We start from the raw sequence: 15,756 nt of genomic DNA, 5'->3' as shown, positions 1-15,756 counted from the left end.
CTGAGCGCTTAATAGCCTGAGGCATACCCATGATGGCATGCTTAACTTTCCTTTCCCCTTCCCTCGCCTGAGCCTGCGGGCGGCCTCCCCAGAGATGCATAGCATATGAGCCAGTGGAAATCTGATGCCTGAGCGAGGTAATGCCCGGAAATACTGCAGGGAAAGGCTATCAAATCCATAGAGTGATTCAGATATAACTTATCAGAACGTGCGCATAAGATAGGCGAAACCAATGAATGGAAGGGTATCATTATGAGTAATCCTATCGATGAAGAAGCAAAAGACGCAAAACCAATTGTTGAAGCAGAAAGAGAAGCTTCTGCGGGGAAGTGCCCTTTTCATCAGCAAAGCAGTAATAAATCTGCAGGCGGCGGGACAGATAATCGAGACTGGTGGCCTAATCAGTTAAGAGTTGACCTTCTGAATCAGCATTCAGACCGCTCTAATCCGCTTGATAAAGATTTTGATTACCGCAAAGAATTTGCCAGCCTGAACTATTCTGAACTCAAGGCCGACCTCAAAGCCTTACTTACCGAATCGCAGTCCTGGTGGCCAGCTGACTGGGGTAGTTACATCGGGCTTTTCATACGCATGGCGTGGCACAGCGCCGGGACTTACCGTGCGGCCGACGGCCGTGGCGGTTCGGGTCGCGGACAGCAGCGTTTTGCACCTCTGAACTCCTGGCCAGACAACGTAAGCCTCGACAAAGCACGCCGTTTACTGTGGCCTGTAAAGCAAAAATATGGTCAAAAAATTTCCTGGGCCGATCTCTATATTCTTGCAGGCAACGTAGCGCTTGAAAACTCCGGTTTCCGCACCTTTGGTTTCGGTGCCGGACGCGAAGACGTATGGGAACCTGATCTTGACGTAAACTGGGGTGATGAAACAACCTGGCTTGAGCACCGCCATCCTGAATCACTGGCCCAGGCCCCGCTGGGAGCCACCGAAATGGGCCTGATTTACGTCAACCCTGAGGGCCCGAACCACAGCGGTAACCCCGCGTCGGCAGCTCCGGCTATCCGCGCCACATTCGGCAATATGGGGATGAACGATGAAGAAACCGTCGCCTTGATTGCTGGCGGTCATACGCTGGGCAAAACCCACGGCGCAGGCCCGGCCAGTCATGTGGGCGTCGATCCTGAAACGGCCCCCATCGAAGCACAGGGATTAGGCTGGAGTAGTAGCCATGGGACAGGTGTCGGTCCTGATGCCATCACGTCAGGTCTGGAAGTGACGTGGTCTCAGACGCCAACCCAGTGGAGTAATTACTTCTTCGAAAACCTGTTCAAATATGACTGGGTCCAGACGCGTAGCCCTGCCGGCGCGATTCAGTATGAAGCCTCCAACGCGCCGGATATGGTTCCTGACGCCTTTGATGCATCAAAAAAACATAAGCCCACAATGCTGGTCACCGACCTCACCCTGCGTTTCGACCCAGAGTTTGAGATAATTTCGCGGCGTTTCCTGAACGATCCTCAGGCGTTCAACGAAGCGTTTGCCCGCGCCTGGTATAAGCTGACTCACCGTGATATGGGGCCAAAAGCGCGCTACATTGGACCGGAAGTGCCAAAAGAAGATCTGATTTGGCAGGATCCGCTGCCAGTGGCAACGTCTGCGCCAACAGTGAACGATATCGCTCAGCTGAAAGAGAAAATTGCCGCATCCGGCCTTACGGTTAGTGAGCTGACCTCGGTAGCGTGGGCTTCAGCCTCCACCTTCCGCGGCGGTGACAAGCGTGGCGGTGCAAACGGTGCCCGCCTGGCGCTGCTCCCGCAAAGAGAATGGGCCATTAACGCCATTGCCGCCCGGGTGCTGCCGACGCTGGAATCTCTGCAGCAGTCATTCCATAACGTTTCACTGGCAGATGTGATTGTGCTGGCGGGCGTGGTGGGCGTTGAGCAGGCAGCAAAAGCGGCAGGCGTCGACATCGAGGTGCCTTTCACACCGGGACGTGTAGATGCACGTCAGGATCAGACAGACGTTGAATCGTTCGACTTACTTAAACCTAAAGCCGATGGTTTCCGTAACTACCGGGGCGTTTACAGCACTACGTCGACTGAAAATCTGCTGATTGACAAGGCGCAGCAACTTACGTTGACTGTACCGGAATTAACCGTGCTGATTGGTGGGTTAAGAGCACTTGGCGCCAACTATGACGGTAGTCGTCACGGTGTATTCACTGAAAATGTGGGTCAACTTAACACTGACTTCTTTGTGAATCTTCTGGATATGCGTACTGAATGGAAAGCCGCCGATACCTCCGGCGAGTTATTCGAAGGACGGGATCGCGTCAGCGGCGAGGTGAAATTTACCGCAACCCGCGCCGATCTGGTGTTTGGCTCGAACGCCATCTTACGTTCCACAGCAGAAGTCTACGCCAGCGGAGATGCCAGTCACAAGTTCATTAAAGACTTCGTCGCGGCATGGACCAAGGTCATGAATCTGGATCGATTCGATATCTGAGGCGGTTAACCGGAGGAGGGAGATCAATGCCCTCCCCCGGTATTTAACCCCGTGATACCAAGGCCCTTTAAATATTAAAGCAGGGTCTGGCTGAAGGAGGAAGATAATGCCTGGCGGCAAGCCAAAGAATAACGCCTGTCCCGACAGGCCGATTAATGCACTCCAACCCGCTTTCGCTAATCCACGAATCATATGTTCAAATACCAAAGAGCATTTGCAGATCCTGAGCCTTTATAAATTAGGTCTTTCTTGTCCCGAGATCGCCGAAATAACCGGCTTTCGTATGGAAGAGTTTCAGCATTTTTGTGGACAGAAACATTCACCGTCCATGGAATCGCATTGAATCCTGTCACCCCTGCATCTGGCCATTATTCAGTGAAGGGGGAATGTCCAGCTTACGGCAGACTTCCGGCATCGGCGTACTCAGTTTAGCCTGATCCGGTCCGAAGTTGGCGTTTTCAACAGCGTTCGCTCAAGCTGCGTAACTGAAAGACCGGGTTTGGCAGAGATATCGACAGGCTACAAACTGATGCCGGATAAGCAGGCGGGGGGTGGACAGACTAACTGGGTGCATGGACCGCAGTTAGTCTGTACTTTATTGCAATTAAAAAGAGATTAAACGGTTTTACAAAGGCTTGCCTGCCGGTGGAACATTTCCTTCAATTTGTTCCTGCTGCGCACCTGAACCCGGACGGGCAGCACCCAATATTGGTTCTCCACCCAACATGTCCGGTTGCTCTTTAGCCGTGAACTGACCACGTCCGTCATAAGCCGGGCCTTCGCTCCAGCGTCCTTTAGGTAATGGCTTGTCCAGAGAAGTATTCAGGCAATAATAAGAGTGTTCCTGTGCCTCATTTTCCTGTGGGAAGCTGTTTGGGATAGGCAGCGAAGCGTTGAGTCCACCCATTTCTTCAATCACTGCCAGCCACTGTTGCTGGTGCATGGTATCGCGGGCGATAAGGAACGAAAGGAAATCTTTCATGCCCTTATCTTCAGTAAGGTTGTACAGGCGGGTGGCCAGCACTCGGCCGGTTGCCTCCGCAGTGACATTTGCCAGCATGTCGGCAGCTACGTTACCAGATGCGTAGATGTGACTCATATCAAAGGGCACTCCGTTAGCATTTACCGGCATGGCGGCCAGCCCGGAGGAGAGGATGTGGCGGGGGTTCATGCCACCCAGAATAGCGTTAATTACCGGGTCTTTCGCTGACTCTTCCTGATAGGAAAGCGGCGCGCCTTCAAGATTCAGGGCAACGGCATACCCCAGCATTTCAATATGACTCAGTTCTTCTGTTGCGGTAGAAATCAGCAGATCCCTGATTCGGGCATCGCCCCGAGCGCCCATGGCCTGGAAAAAGTATTGCATCGCCACACGGATTTCGCCCTCCACACCACCAATCGCCTGCTGAAGTAGCATGGCAAATTCCGGGTCTGGTTTTTCAACTCGAACAGGGAACTGCATTTTGGATGAATGATGAAACATGGCTTCCTCCTGGTAAACTTGAATATGTTTTGCAGTAAAAATCCTGGTTCAAGAAGTCAGATAAATAAAGCGTAATGAGAAGTATTTATTTTTTCCCTTTCCTGGCCATGAAACGCTTTTGTACTGACGCTCCTGTGCCCCAGCAAGCCCTTTACCAGTTGAAAATCCCGTACCGGCGATTTTATCAGCTCCGTCGTCAGCGTATGATGAAACCGCAAAGTCGCCTTCTGACCTCTGTTTCTCGCCGCGAGCATTCATCAACACTCGCGACAAGATTTGATGCCATTAATACCAATGGTAATTACACTTTCAGTGACGCACCTTTCGTGGCAATAACCTCTTTATACCAGTAGAAGCTTTTCTTTCGGCTACGCGCCAGCGTGCCATTCCCATTGTCGTCACGGTCGACATAAATAAAGCCGTAGCGCTTGGAGAGCTCCGCTTTAGATGCGCTGACCAGATCGATCGGCCCCCAGCTGGTGTACCCCATTACCTCGACACCATCGTCAATAGCTTCACGTACCTGCACCAGATGATCGTTAAGGTAGCTGATGCGGTAATCATCCTGCACTACGCCATCCGCATCCGGTTTATCCTTCGCGCCCAGACCGTTTTCGACGATAAACAGCGGCTTCTGGTAGCGATCCCACAGCACGTTCAGCAGCGTGCGCAGACCAACTGGATCAATCTGCCAGCCCCATTCGGAGCTTGCGAGGTGCGGGTTCGGCACCATGCTCAGAATGTTGCCGCGTGTCAGTTGCTTAAGTTCTTCATCAGTGGTGGCGCAGCCGGTCATGTAGTAACTGAATGAGATAAAATCGATAGTCGATTTCAGCGCCTCGCGGTCAGCATCAGTGATCTCAAGCTGAATACCGTTGTCGCGGAAGAAGCGCAACATATAGCCCGGATAGGCCCCACGGCATTGCACGTCACCAAAGAATTGCCACGCGCGGTTTTCCTGCAGCGCCTCCAGTACATCCTCAGGCTTGCAGGTCAGCGGGTACATCAGGCCGCCTAATAGCATATTGCCAATTTTGGCGTCAGGGATAATCTCATGGCAGGCTTTCACCGCCAGCGCACTAGCCACAAGCTGATGGTGGATAGCCTGATACACCTCACCTTTACTACTGGTTTCCGGCAGGCCCACACCTGTCATCGGCGCATGCAGAGACATGTTGATCTCGTTAAAGGTCAGCCACAGCTTCACCTTCTCTTTGTAACGTGCAAACAGGGTACGGGCATAGCGTTCAAAGAACCCGATGGTCTGACGGCTGCCCCAGCCGCCGTAGTGTTTCACCAGCCCCCACGGCATCTCGTAGTGGGACAAGGTCACCAGCGGCGTGATGTCGTGCGCCGCCAGCTCATCAAACAGCTTGTCGTAAAACGCCAGGCCCGCTTCGTTTGGCTGCTGCTCATCCCCGTTCGGGAAAATACGCGTCCATGCAATGGAGACGCGCAGGCAGCTAAAGCCCATCTCGGCAAAGAGTTTTATGTCTTCCGGGTAGCGGTGATAGAAGTCGATAGCGACATCCTTGATGCCACTGTCTCCTGCCACACGCTCCACCACCGGGCCAAAGACCCCCTGCGGCTGAACATCAGAGGTGGAGAGCCCTTTGCCATCTTCCAGATAAGCGCCTTCTACCTGATTCGCGGCCACGGCACCGCCCCATAAAAAATTATCCGGGAAAGTCTTCATCACGTTCTCCTGTTATTGATGGCTTACGCTGAGTAACGGTGCGCCAGCGTTGACGAACGTTGTCGCCACGGTCATGACTTCCCGATACTCGTCGCTGTTACTGATAATAATCGGCGTCGCCAGGTCATATCCGGCATCGATCATCGTCTGACGATCAAACTCCAGCAGCAGGTCACCCGGCTGCACTTTGTCGCCCACCTTTACATGGGCAGTAAACGGCTTGCCGTCGAGCTTCACGGTATCTATCCCGACGTGGATAAACAGTTCAATGCCGCTGTTGCTGAGTAAACCTATGGCATGTCTGGTCTGGAACAGCGAGGCCACTTCACCGGCAAAAGGAGCAATTACCTTGTTATCAGAGGGAATGATGGCAACGCCGTTCCCCAACAGGCCGCTGGCAAAGGTGGTATCTGGGATCTGGTCAAGCGCCAGAACGGTTCCCGTCATCGGTGACAGCACGTCGTTATCACCGGGGGTTACCGGCACCGCGGTATCTTGCGCTTTATGACCCGGCATACCCGCTACCAGCGTCAGGCCGCAGCTCAGCACCAGTGCTACTACGGTACCGATAATGCCGCCCCATAACGTGGCGTCCACGCCAGCTGGCGGGATCATCTGGGCGATGGTAAAGATATTGGCGAAGCCGAAGGAATAGACGTGGGTGTCGCTAAAACCGACAATTGCTCCACCAATTGCACCCGCCACACAGCCAAAGATGAACGGACGACGCAGCGGCAGGTTAACGCCGTACACTGCCGGCTCGGTGATACCGAAAATCCCTGCCGTTACGGATGAACCGGCCAGCATTTTCTGACGAGCATCACGGGTACGCAGAAAGATCCCCAGTGCGGCGCCCACCTGACCAAACACCGCTGGCAGCAGCATCGGCAGCATCGAGTCATGGCCCAGCACCGCCAGGTTGTTAATCATCAGCGGCACCAGTCCCCAGTGCAGGCCGAAAATCACGCAGACCTGCCACAGCGCACCCATAGCTGCACCCGCCAGCCACGGTGCCAGAACGTAAATCCACTGGTAGCCATTCGCCAACAATTGGCTCAGCCAGGTGGCCAGCGGACCAATCATCAGGAAGGTCAGTGGCACGGTTACGCCTAAACAGATCAGCGGCGCAAAGAAGTTTTTCATCGACGATGGCAGCAGTTTCGTGCTCTGTTTTTCCAGCCAGCAGCTCACCCAGGAGGCGAGAATGATCGGGATTACCGACGAGCTGTAGTTAAACCAGGTCACAGGTATGCCGAGGAACGCTTCTGTAACGGCCCCAGGCTGCTGGCTGGCGTTAAACGCTGCAATCATCATTGGATGGGTAAGCGCCCCTCCGATCACCATGGTGATAAACGGGTTGCCGCCAAATTTTTTCCCGGCGGTGTAGCCCAGCACCAGTGGGAAGAAGAAGAACAACGCATCGCTCGCCGCAAACCAGATTTTATAAGTGCCGCTTTCAAGGGTGAGCCAGCCACAGACGACTGCCAGTGCCAGCAACCCTTTCAGAATACCGGAGGCCGCCAGAATGCCGATAAACGGCGTGAAAATCCCGGAAACGATGTCGATCAGGCGACTCAGCAGATTGCCTTTTTCGCCCTTCTCTTCAACAGCGGGGGTTTCATCCGTCAGCCCTGCTTCACTACGCACCGCCTTCCAGACGCTATTCACATGGGTGCCAATAACGACCTGGAACTGGCCACCGCTTTCAACCACCATAATCACGCCCGGGTTTTCCTTCAGCCCTTCTGCATCCGCTTTTTGATTATTTTTCAGTTTGAAACGAAGCCGGGTGGCGCAGTGGACAAGAGTGACAATGTTCTCTTTTCCGCCAACGTGGCCGAGAATATCCTTAGCTAAAGCCTGGTATTCCATCTCGATTTCCTTACTTCCGATGCCCGCGGGCAGCTGTTGACTGAGTATAAAAATAAAAAAACCCGAGGGCGTCCTCCTCTCGAAGGCCGCGCTCAGGTTTTGCCTGCGTTATGCAGTAACAATCCAGTTTTTGAGGCTTAATGCCTCTCTTTTCTCACCCGTTCGATATGAATAGCGAGGAACATAATTTCTTCGGTTGTCAGCTCACGCTGATAACTTTTATTCAGATGCTGCGCGATTTTCTCGGCACATTTCCAGGCTTTCGCGTAGTTGTCTTTCACCGCCGTATGCAGTGAGACATCATCATCTTCCACCACGGTGCGGGTGAGCATCCGCTGGGCAAAAAACTTCAGATGGGTGACTAAACGCTGATAGCTGAGCGACTCTTCGTCATACTCGAGCTGCAGCTGATACTTCACCAGTTGCAGGATCTCCTGCATAACCCGGGTTACGTGCATCACTTCTGACATCTCGCTGTTCAACTGCGCGGTAACCAGATGCAGTGCAATAAACCCGGCTTCATCCTCCGCCAGCTCAACGTTCAGGCGTCTGGCGATAATGGCCCGCGCCTCCTGCCCCAGTTCGAACTCCTTCGGATAGAGGCGCTTGATATCCCACAGCAGCACGTTTTTGATTGCCAGCCCTTTTTTCTGCCGTTCAATCGCAAAGTAGCAGTGGTCAGTTAAGGTGATATACAAACTCTCCTGCAATGTCCCCAGCCGCTGCGTCGCCAGCCCAATAATGCGGTCGCAGGTGGTCATCACCTCCAGCGGGATCTGGCTGATGAGCTCCCCCAGCCGACGTACCAGTTCGTCGCTTTGTAACGCAAACACCTTTTCAATCAGCGAGGTATCCAGCTCTTCACCGACGCGCTTCTGGAAGGCCAGTCCCCGGCCCATCACGACCTGTTCGCACCCGCGCTCATCCTGAATAACCACCACATTATTATTAAGAATTTTGGCGATTTTCATCGGAACTCCAGAAACAAAAAAACCTGACCTCCGGCAGAAGCCAGAAAATCAGGTTTTGCCTGCCTGAGCAGTAACAATCCAGTTCTGGCACTCTATCAGTTTCATTCTCAGCCTCAATCCGTCACCAGTAAAATCGTGATCCGGATCGTACTTGCTACGCTGACATCAGAAAGTCACCCCGGTTTTCAGCTCTGTTACCCATGCATTCTGTGTTCGGGCGACGCCGCCTGGATGGTGCCAGTACTGAATATCCGGCTGCAGTTCGAGCCATGCTACCGGACGGATCTGGTTTTCTGCACGGGATAATAAAGTGGCTCACACTCTCGCGCCATTACCAAGGTAGTGCTGCTGCCTGAGATGGCGTAACAACACCCGCCCTTCCGGCATAAACTCCGTGCCGTAGCGTACAAGGCCAAGTCCCTTCAGCTCAGCATCAATGGCATAGCGCAGCTCGCCGGGCTGAGTTTGTTCAAGCAGCAGCACCTTAATACTGTTCAGGCGGGGCTCATATTTGAGCAGAACTGCTGAGAGCGTGCCCAGTAACTGATGAGCAGTTCCCGGCATGCCCTGCAAGATTTTGGTCATATCCGGCAGCCCATAGTCCGGCAGGTGCGCCAGCGTCCCGGCGCGGCAGTTAAGGATGCGCTGCATGTTGTCCAGCACGGACAGGATCACCTGGTTTTCTTCGCTGACCTGATGGAGATCGAGGCCGCCAGTGAAGTTACCGTAAAGCATCTCGTACAGCGAGGGGGTGCGATGTGACTGTGGCATAATTACTCCTTCACTGGCATCAGTGTCAGATGATTATTCCCCGCTTCAATAATTCTGGCCTTGTCCGGGTCCAGCTCTTCACGTTCTACCACCAGCTTCCAGGTGTTGTTGATCATATCCGGATAGCGGAACAGCCCCACCACCGCGACAAACTGCGCACCGGCCTCCATTGGCATATCAAGGTTCGCATCACCGCCCGGCTTGACTATTACATCACGGCTCGCCAGCAGATCCGCTTTCAGGATCGTCTCCCCCTCTTTCAACAGTTGCTGATACACCATTTTGTCGAACGTTTTACGATCTTTCAGTTGGTAAACTCTTACCACCAACGGTTCGGAGAGCGAATTACTTTCACGGGAATCGGTATTCAGTGCCTCACGGGCGGTAAAGTCCAGATGCAGTTCCTTAATTTTCTTGTAAAATACGGCGGTAAAGGCCGATTTAGTCCCGTCGCTGACGCTCTGAGTCAGGCCGCAGCCCGTCAGATTGAAAGCCAGCAGCGGTAATAACCAGCGCCCAGATTTAGTCAAACTTGTACGTAACACGTCGGTTTCCTTGTTGTGGTATCGCAGGCTCCAGCCCGGCGTAGTAACCCAGTTCAGTGGTAAATGTTTGCGGAATATCATCCGGAAGGTTATCGCCTTCGACGCCCAGCACACCGTTCATGCCGAGCCAGAAAGGTCCCTCCCCCAACGGAGGGAGTGCCAGCAGGCAGGTGCGGGTGGTCAGGGTGATTTTTGCCTTAAACCGCCAGCCCAGATACACCCTCAGCATGACCAGAAAATCCTGATACAGCAGACCATCTGGTTTCCAGCCCTGTGTCTCCTGCTCGTTATCGGTGGAAAGTCCAATCAGCAGCTGGCTGTTGGCATCCATCGCTTCATCGCCAAGCGGCATGTTGCCATCCAGCAGAAAATCTTCATCGCCGTAAAAGCCCAGTGGTTTACCGATCTCCACCGGCCGCAGGCAGTACGGGCTGACCTGCACTCTGGTGTCAGGCGCCAGCAGGCTCACCAATGCCTGCATGCCCTCCTGAGTTTTCCCGGGCTGCTGCAGCACGCCAAGCAGTGACAGAAAGCGCGACATCGGGGCGGGGATATGCTCAGCGGTGCCGGGAATACCCAGCCCCACCAGGCCCAGCAGTGACTGTGAGATGTTATCGAAGTTGTTTTTATTGATGCTGACAGTCTCACGCTCCGACACCGGACGTTGCTCGGCACCATTGCTGTAATCCCCCACCACCATCAGCTTGAGGGGGAGTTCGATTTTTTTCTGGGCACCGCCCGTGTGCAGGCTTAACTGGATGTTAACGCGGGCCTTGGGGATCTCGGACTGATAGGAGTTAGACATGGCTATCCCTGTTCTATGGAGTAATAGAAACGGTCATTGCCAGTGAGAAATTAATAAGAAAGGCTTACCCTGCCAAAACATATCCCTGTTCGCATTATCCAACGCGAATCTTACTGCCGGGGTCAAAAGCGAGCACATTCCATTCACCAGCAAGCTGACACCTCATTTTTAAGGGTTTATCTGAAATTGCATCCTTTCGGACAATGCCCTATAGGCAGGAGTGTAAAAACGTTACATGTGCTAGCGGAAATAAAAAAATGTAACATAATTTTACAGATTGAGAATTTAGAAAATCAGATCATCAGATTGATTTTTAAGTATTTTCCAGATAATCCCCCTTCAGGCCTTATGGAATAAGGGTGGGCATAAAATCATCGATTTGAATTGGCGCCTGAAAATGTACAAAAAACCACCATCCGTATGAAAAGTCTGATTTATCATTTTCTGCAAAAAATGAGCGTTAACAGATTGTTGAATAACGCGAAAAAACAGGCTCTTTTTCATTAGCACAACTTTTATCTTTCACTTAAAGGAGGCTTATCTATTTTGCTAAAAAGCAGCGGCGTTTGTCGTTATCTCCCCTCCCCCCATTCTGGCCGCTCGCCGATTGACACATGAAAAATAAAACGTTATTTCAATAATGCTAATCGCTCAATTTAAATTCAGGAGGAATAATGAGTAAACAGGCTGCCATACTGCTTGCCCCAGGTTTTGAAGAGGCTGAAGCTTTTATCATTATCGATATTCTCAACCGGCTGCATGTCAAGGTTACTACCGTGGCCTGCCATACCTCGCGTGAGGTTGCCAGCTATCATGCTGTACCGGTCATTGCCGACGCGCTGCTGGCCGATCTTACGGAGAGGGAGTTCGATGCCGTAGTCATTCCTGGCGGACCAGAGGGAACGGTGAATCTCGCTGCCAATCCGCAGGTCATTGAGTTTATCCGCCGACACGACGACGCCGGTAAATGGATAGCCCCCATCTGCTCCGCCGCAGCTCGCGTATTGGGTGGAAACCATCTGCTGAAAGGCCGCAATTACACCTGCTCCGGCGATCTTTATAAGGTGGTCACCGAAGGGACTTACAGGGGCGATGATATTGTTGAGGATGGCAATCTGATTAGTGGAAAGGGATTAGGGGTGAGTTTCGAATTTGCGTTTCAGCTGGCGTGGCGTTTAACCCACGACACCACTACTGCCGATTTTCAGGCTGAGCATATTTATTTCGATCACTGGCGGAGCTACGAAGGGATTAACGCCAGATAATAACAGACCTCCCGCAGAGGCGGGAGGTTTGATTTATCAAAGCTACAAGGATGCCTTTATTTCGCTGCCGTCCGGATGCTGGACGGAGAACGGAATGGCCAGCAGCCCCCGGTATCTTGCCAGGGCGCCAGGCAGGCCAGACAAAATGCATGCAGAATGAATGGTGTCCAGACTCTGGGGATACAGCGTCCTGCGATGCGTCATCGCATCCCCCAGCATTTTGTCCCACTTCATATCCGGAAATTCCTGCGCCACTTCCACCGCAGTTTCACGGGTGTTTACCTGACTCCAGGGAGAGCGGAAACGGTGAAATTATCTCTCTGAGAGCGGAACCCCCTCAAATTGCCGTAACAACAACAAAGCGTTAATGAAGAGTGAACTAACCTAAATTTTTCTGGCAGCGTCAGGCGCCCCACGCTAAGCTCTGCGCAAATTTCTCCAGCCTGAACGATTGATATGAAGACTAAACTGCTGGCCATACTGATTCTGGTCGTGATCGCCATTGCCCTTTTTCTGGCGCTGAAGCCCCATCAGCAAAACCCGCATTACTTTGCTGCGGCCTGCGTGATGATCAATGACATTGGAGAACCCACCAGTCAGGAGCAGTTTATGGCGAAACTTCAGGAGGTGATTATGAATGAAAATGCCTCTTATGCTTTTGATAAAGTTGAATTCGACAGCTACTCTGCGCGCGGTGCCAGCAAACGCTATTATGCTCTGACGCCAGAGCAGCAGGCTCTGACCCGTCAGGGAATGAATGCCTGCCTGAAGATCATGCTGCCTGCAGATAAATCCTGAGCATCTGGCAGCCCGGCCGCCAGTCAGCTGTAAAACAGCTATTTATCATGAAAATTTATTAGTTTGATAATTCTTCTTTTTTCCTGCCTTCCGTCGTTATTATTATCCCAAATGGTAAACGTTATGATTATTTAAAAATGAGAAAATTCCGTGAACCTTAATCCGCCGCGTAACGTTTTTATTAATTATGAGTGGGTATAGTAAAACGTGTAAATCAGGGGAATTATCAATATCTTTCAGTTAAAAAGGCCTGTCTGTCCCGAACAGAGGCCGGAAACCGAGCCAGAATTAATTTTTCTTACAAAACCTTTCCCTCTGTTTTTTCTTAAAATTCCCGCATCCTTTCCGCCGCATAAAAGATGAGTTGTCAGTAACGTAAATCTGATTATTTTGCATACATTACCCAGGCTTAACTGCCGGATAAGGGCTTATTCTGTAAAACGCCAGGATGGGTCCTGACGGATATATAATGCCGGTTAAACAAATTTTAAAAAATAATAACATTATGTTCTTCAGACCTTTTTACAACGGGAGTGATAAAATGACTGCCGAATATTATTATGTTACACAGCGACCCGATAAGATGGATTTTTATATGCTTCACCGGGCAGGCTGTCCGGCAATGCCAGCGAAAGAGACGCTGCTTTTTATCGGCAGCCTCTACGATGTTTCTCAGGCATTAACAGTGGCGCAGATGCGCGTAGGTAAAAAGGTGAAAGCCTGCTATCACTGCTGTCGTCCCAGACAGGAAGGCGAGCCGCCTTTGCCAGACAAAATCCAGTCCCGCCGCCATTCGAACAACTGAATGCGCTACCTCTTACCTACCCTTTTTTATGAACGGAAGCACTTCTGAAAAGGCAAAGAGTGTCGGAGAGCGGGGATCCTGGGATGCCAGGCCATATGAGTACCTTACTTTTATGCTGTAATGGATCCAGCATAAATGGTGCTCTCTGAAGGAGTTTTCACATGGCTTTAGCAACATACAGAATTGCTGTTATTCCCGGCGACGGTATTGGTAAAGAAGTGATGCCGGAAGGCGTCAAGGTGATGGAGGCTGCCGCCCGCCAGTTTGGCCTTGCTTTTGAGTGGGAATGGTTTGATTTCGCCAGTGCGGAATATTACCAGCAGCATGGCAAAATGCTGCCGGATGAGTGGTTTGAAACGCTGAAATCATTCGATGCGATCTACTTCGGCGCCGTGGGCTGGCCCGAGGTGGTGCCGGATCACGTCTCCCTCTGGGGATCGCTGTTGCAGTTCCGTCGTCAGTTTGATCAATATGTGAATCTTCGTCCGGTCCGGCTGTTAGCTGGCGTTAAAGCGCCGCTGGCTAACCGCAAGCCGGGAGATATCGACTTTTATGTCGTGCGGGAAAACACCGAAGGTGAATATTCCAGCGTAGGCGGCATCATGTTCCCGGGCACCGACCGTGAAATCGTGATTCAGGAAACGGTGATGACCCGCACCGGCACCGATCGTATTCTGAAATTTGCTTTTGATCTTGCACAACAGCGCCCGAAAAAGCACCTCACCTCCGCGACTAAATCTAACGGCATTGCCATTACTATGCCGTGGTGGGACAGCCGTGTGGAAGAGATGAGCCACCACTATCCTGACGTCCGCTTCGACAAATATCATATTGATATTCTGACCGCGAATTTTGTCCTGCACCCCGACCGTTTCGACGTGGTGGTGGCCAGCAATCTCTTTGGCGATATTCTCTCGGATCTGGGGCCTGCCTGTACCGGCACCATCGGGATTGCCCCATCTGCCAATATCAATCCTGAGAGAACATTCCCAAGTCTGTTTGAACCGGTGCATGGCTCTGCCCCGGATATCGCCGGGCAGAATATCGCTAATCCGGTTGGACAGATTTGGTGCGGTGCAATGATGTTAGAGCACCTTGGGCATGCTGACGCCGCGGAAGCGGTGGTAAAAGGTATTGAGCAGGTGCTGGCAGCGCAGAATAATCAGGCGGCGTTAACGCCGGATATGGGCGGTCACGGCACTACGCAGGATCTCGGCTCTGCTATCGCCGCAACCCTGTAAGCCAGAACGGGTTATACACGATCTCCAACAAAAATTGTCCAGAGTTCTTCAGCCGCCCGCGACAGCTTGCCTGCCGGGCGGTAAAGGCGAATTTCCACCGGAATACAAAGGTCGCTCTGCTCGCTGGCTGCAGGACACAAGGTGCCGTTGCTGACCTCCAGCGCCGCCAGTGAATCTGGCAGCCATGCCACACCATCTCCCGATCGCACCATAACCTGTAGCGTGGCGGCGAGATCGGACGTAAATACTACCTCCATTCCCCTTTTCCTGCGATTGACCGATGCCGTACTGGCAATGATCCTCCCCAGACCGGACTCATTACTGTAGGAGAGCAGAGGAAACGGCTTTTTATTCTCCACGGACCAGCGGGGTTTTGCCGCTTCACCCTGGTTCCCCGGCATTGCACTGGAATAAGGTTTAAGCCAGTCCGTGCCCACCCGAACGCTGAAATAGCGCCCCATATCGAGGTTAAGGTGCATATGCGGATGGTAATGGCACAGCAGAAACTGCGTCTCGCCCTGGTTCAGCATGCGCTCGCAGGCGCGCATGGTATCAGAGAGCAGCTGGAAGGAGCCAAAGCGGGCTATTTTTTCGTTCTTACGTAGCCAGGCGGGGAAAAAGGTAAATGAGAGGGCATGGGTGGCGGAGAAAACCACCTCTGGCGCCCCTTGCCCAGCCAGATCCAGCGTCTCGCTACGTAATGCATACAGTGAACGAATCAAATCCGGTGCCTGTTTGCAGAACAGCTCGCCCGCGCGGGTAAGATGTACACCACGCCGTGTCCGTTCAAAAAGCGGGGTGCCTACCCACTCTTCCAGCGACCGAATCCGACGACTGAATGCGGGTTGAGTCACATATCGTCCCGCTGCCGCTCTGGAGAAATTCAGCGACTCGGCCAGCGCAACGCAGTCTTCAAGCCAGGTCAACTCAATATGATGCCGATTTTGCATAACAGCGCTCCTGACAGGCATTAGATTGCTACTGCCTTCGCCGCTATTCTCACTGCTAACAAGGCATAGACGGCGCCTGATGATGTGCCAC

General features: G+C 52.4%; 13 protein-coding genes and 3 pseudogenes. 5 read left to right on the top strand and 11 right to left on the bottom strand.

The genetic code is table 11. From position 1 onward, the window contains the following. Positions 1-252: 252 nt before the first annotated feature. A complete protein-coding gene (gene katG / locus Q3V30_RS03840) occupies positions 253-2,463 on the top strand; it encodes a catalase/peroxidase HPI (protein ID WP_306210634.1) in 2,211 nt (736 codons plus the stop codon). 625 nt (positions 2,464-3,088) lie between these two features. On the opposite strand, the gene Q3V30_RS03835 is transcribed toward katG, so the two are convergent. From Q3V30_RS03835 to Q3V30_RS03795, 9 genes and pseudogenes are all read right to left on the bottom strand, one after another. After that, complete coding sequence (locus Q3V30_RS03835) at positions 3,089-3,946, bottom strand: manganese catalase family protein (RefSeq protein ID WP_306210632.1); 858 nt, start codon at positions 3,944-3,946, stop codon at positions 3,089-3,091. Between the two features lie 48 nt (positions 3,947-3,994). After that, complete coding sequence (locus Q3V30_RS03830) at positions 3,995-4,204, bottom strand: hypothetical protein (RefSeq protein WP_306213293.1); 210 nt, start codon at positions 4,202-4,204, stop codon at positions 3,995-3,997. 43 nt (positions 4,205-4,247) lie between these two features. Then, positions 4,248-5,642: a glycoside hydrolase family 1 protein gene (locus Q3V30_RS03825; RefSeq protein ID WP_306210630.1), complete on the bottom strand. Its 1,395-nt coding sequence runs from the start codon at positions 5,640-5,642 to the stop codon at positions 4,248-4,250. A gap of 12 nt (positions 5,643-5,654) precedes the next feature. After that, positions 5,655-7,626 (bottom strand): annotated as a pseudogene (bglF, locus tag Q3V30_RS03820) (PTS beta-glucoside transporter subunit IIABC). A gap of 25 nt (positions 7,627-7,651) precedes the next feature. Next, entirely contained in the window at positions 7,652-8,485 is an 834-nt protein-coding gene (gene licT, locus Q3V30_RS03815; RefSeq protein WP_306210628.1) for a BglG family transcription antiterminator LicT, read from the bottom strand. A 165-nt stretch (positions 8,486-8,650) separates the two neighbouring features. After that, a pseudogene (locus Q3V30_RS03810) lies at positions 8,651-8,773 on the bottom strand (carbohydrate porin); the annotation flags it as partial. A gap of 27 nt (positions 8,774-8,800) precedes the next feature. Further along, positions 8,801-9,256 (bottom strand): type VI secretion system baseplate subunit TssE, encoded by a 456-nt coding sequence (gene tssE, locus Q3V30_RS03805; RefSeq protein WP_306210626.1) that lies wholly within the window; start codon positions 9,254-9,256, stop codon positions 8,801-8,803. 2 nt (positions 9,257-9,258) lie between these two features. Beyond that, positions 9,259-9,801: a type VI secretion system lipoprotein TssJ gene (gene tssJ, locus Q3V30_RS03800; protein WP_306210624.1), complete on the bottom strand. Its 543-nt coding sequence runs from the start codon at positions 9,799-9,801 to the stop codon at positions 9,259-9,261. Next, positions 9,779-10,606: a type VI secretion system contractile sheath small subunit gene (locus Q3V30_RS03795; protein WP_306210622.1), complete on the bottom strand. Its 828-nt coding sequence runs from the start codon at positions 10,604-10,606 to the stop codon at positions 9,779-9,781. The genes tssJ and Q3V30_RS03795 overlap by 23 nt, the downstream gene beginning before the upstream one ends. Before the next feature lie 674 nt (positions 10,607-11,280). Here Q3V30_RS03795 and Q3V30_RS03790 point away from each other — a divergent pair. Next, positions 11,281-11,871 carry a DJ-1/PfpI family protein gene (locus tag Q3V30_RS03790; RefSeq protein WP_306210620.1) on the top strand — a complete coding sequence of 197 codons (591 nt, stop codon included), beginning with the start codon at positions 11,281-11,283 and terminating at the stop codon, positions 11,869-11,871. A 102-nt stretch (positions 11,872-11,973) separates the two neighbouring features. Here the strand turns inward: Q3V30_RS03790 and Q3V30_RS03785 are convergent. Then, positions 11,974-12,141: pseudogene (locus Q3V30_RS03785) on the bottom strand (tartrate dehydrogenase); the annotation flags it as partial. Between the two features lie 186 nt (positions 12,142-12,327). Between Q3V30_RS03785 and Q3V30_RS03780 the strand changes: the two are divergent. From Q3V30_RS03780 to Q3V30_RS03770, 3 genes are all read left to right on the top strand, one after another. Continuing rightward, on the top strand, positions 12,328-12,669 hold the full coding sequence (locus Q3V30_RS03780; protein WP_306210618.1) for a hypothetical protein: 342 nt from the start codon (positions 12,328-12,330) through the stop codon (positions 12,667-12,669). 541 nt (positions 12,670-13,210) lie between these two features. Then, positions 13,211-13,474, top strand: coding sequence for a hypothetical protein (locus Q3V30_RS03775; RefSeq protein WP_306210616.1), 264 nt, complete (start codon positions 13,211-13,213; stop codon positions 13,472-13,474). Positions 13,475-13,635: 161 nt separating this feature from the next. Next, the gene (locus tag Q3V30_RS03770) at positions 13,636-14,715 is read left to right on the top strand and encodes a tartrate dehydrogenase (RefSeq protein ID WP_306210614.1); all 1,080 of its coding nucleotides are present in this window, start codon (positions 13,636-13,638) and stop codon (positions 14,713-14,715) included. 11 nt (positions 14,716-14,726) lie between these two features. Here the strand turns inward: Q3V30_RS03770 and Q3V30_RS03765 are convergent, their stop codons facing one another. Beyond that, on the bottom strand, positions 14,727-15,665 hold the full coding sequence (locus tag Q3V30_RS03765) for a LysR family transcriptional regulator (RefSeq protein ID WP_306210612.1): 939 nt from the start codon (positions 15,663-15,665) through the stop codon (positions 14,727-14,729). Positions 15,666-15,756: the final 91 nt, after the last annotated feature.

Source organism: Erwinia pyri, from assembly GCF_030758455.1.
Lineage (GTDB): Bacteria > Pseudomonadota > Gammaproteobacteria > Enterobacterales > Enterobacteriaceae > Erwinia > Erwinia pyri.
This window is presented reverse-complemented; position numbering and strand designations above follow the sequence as displayed.

Bases quoted from the DNA above. Each gene is read 5' to 3' on its own strand.
- Q3V30_RS03825 (WP_306210630.1), bottom strand. From the start codon at position 5,642: ATGAAGACTTTCCCGGATAATTTTTTATGGGGCGGTGCCGTGGCCGCG.
- Q3V30_RS03790 (WP_306210620.1), top strand. From the start codon at position 11,281: ATGAGTAAACAGGCTGCCATACTGCTTGCCCCAGGTTTTGAAGAGGCT.
- tssE (WP_306210626.1), bottom strand. From the start codon at position 9,256: ATGCCACAGTCACATCGCACCCCCTCGCTGTACGAGATGCTTTACGGT.
- katG (WP_306210634.1), top strand. From the start codon at position 253: ATGAGTAATCCTATCGATGAAGAAGCAAAAGACGCAAAACCAATTGTT.
- licT (WP_306210628.1), bottom strand. From the start codon at position 8,485: ATGAAAATCGCCAAAATTCTTAATAATAATGTGGTGGTTATTCAGGAT.
- Q3V30_RS03765 (WP_306210612.1), bottom strand. From the start codon at position 15,665: ATGCAAAATCGGCATCATATTGAGTTGACCTGGCTTGAAGACTGCGTT.
- Q3V30_RS03835 (WP_306210632.1), bottom strand. From the start codon at position 3,946: ATGTTTCATCATTCATCCAAAATGCAGTTCCCTGTTCGAGTTGAAAAA.
- Q3V30_RS03795 (WP_306210622.1), bottom strand. From the start codon at position 10,606: ATGTCTAACTCCTATCAGTCCGAGATCCCCAAGGCCCGCGTTAACATC.
- Q3V30_RS03830 (WP_306213293.1), bottom strand. From the start codon at position 4,204: ATGAATGCTCGCGGCGAGAAACAGAGGTCAGAAGGCGACTTTGCGGTT.
- Q3V30_RS03780 (WP_306210618.1), top strand. From the start codon at position 12,328: ATGAAGACTAAACTGCTGGCCATACTGATTCTGGTCGTGATCGCCATT.
- Q3V30_RS03775 (WP_306210616.1), top strand. From the start codon at position 13,211: ATGACTGCCGAATATTATTATGTTACACAGCGACCCGATAAGATGGAT.
- Q3V30_RS03770 (WP_306210614.1), top strand. From the start codon at position 13,636: ATGGCTTTAGCAACATACAGAATTGCTGTTATTCCCGGCGACGGTATT.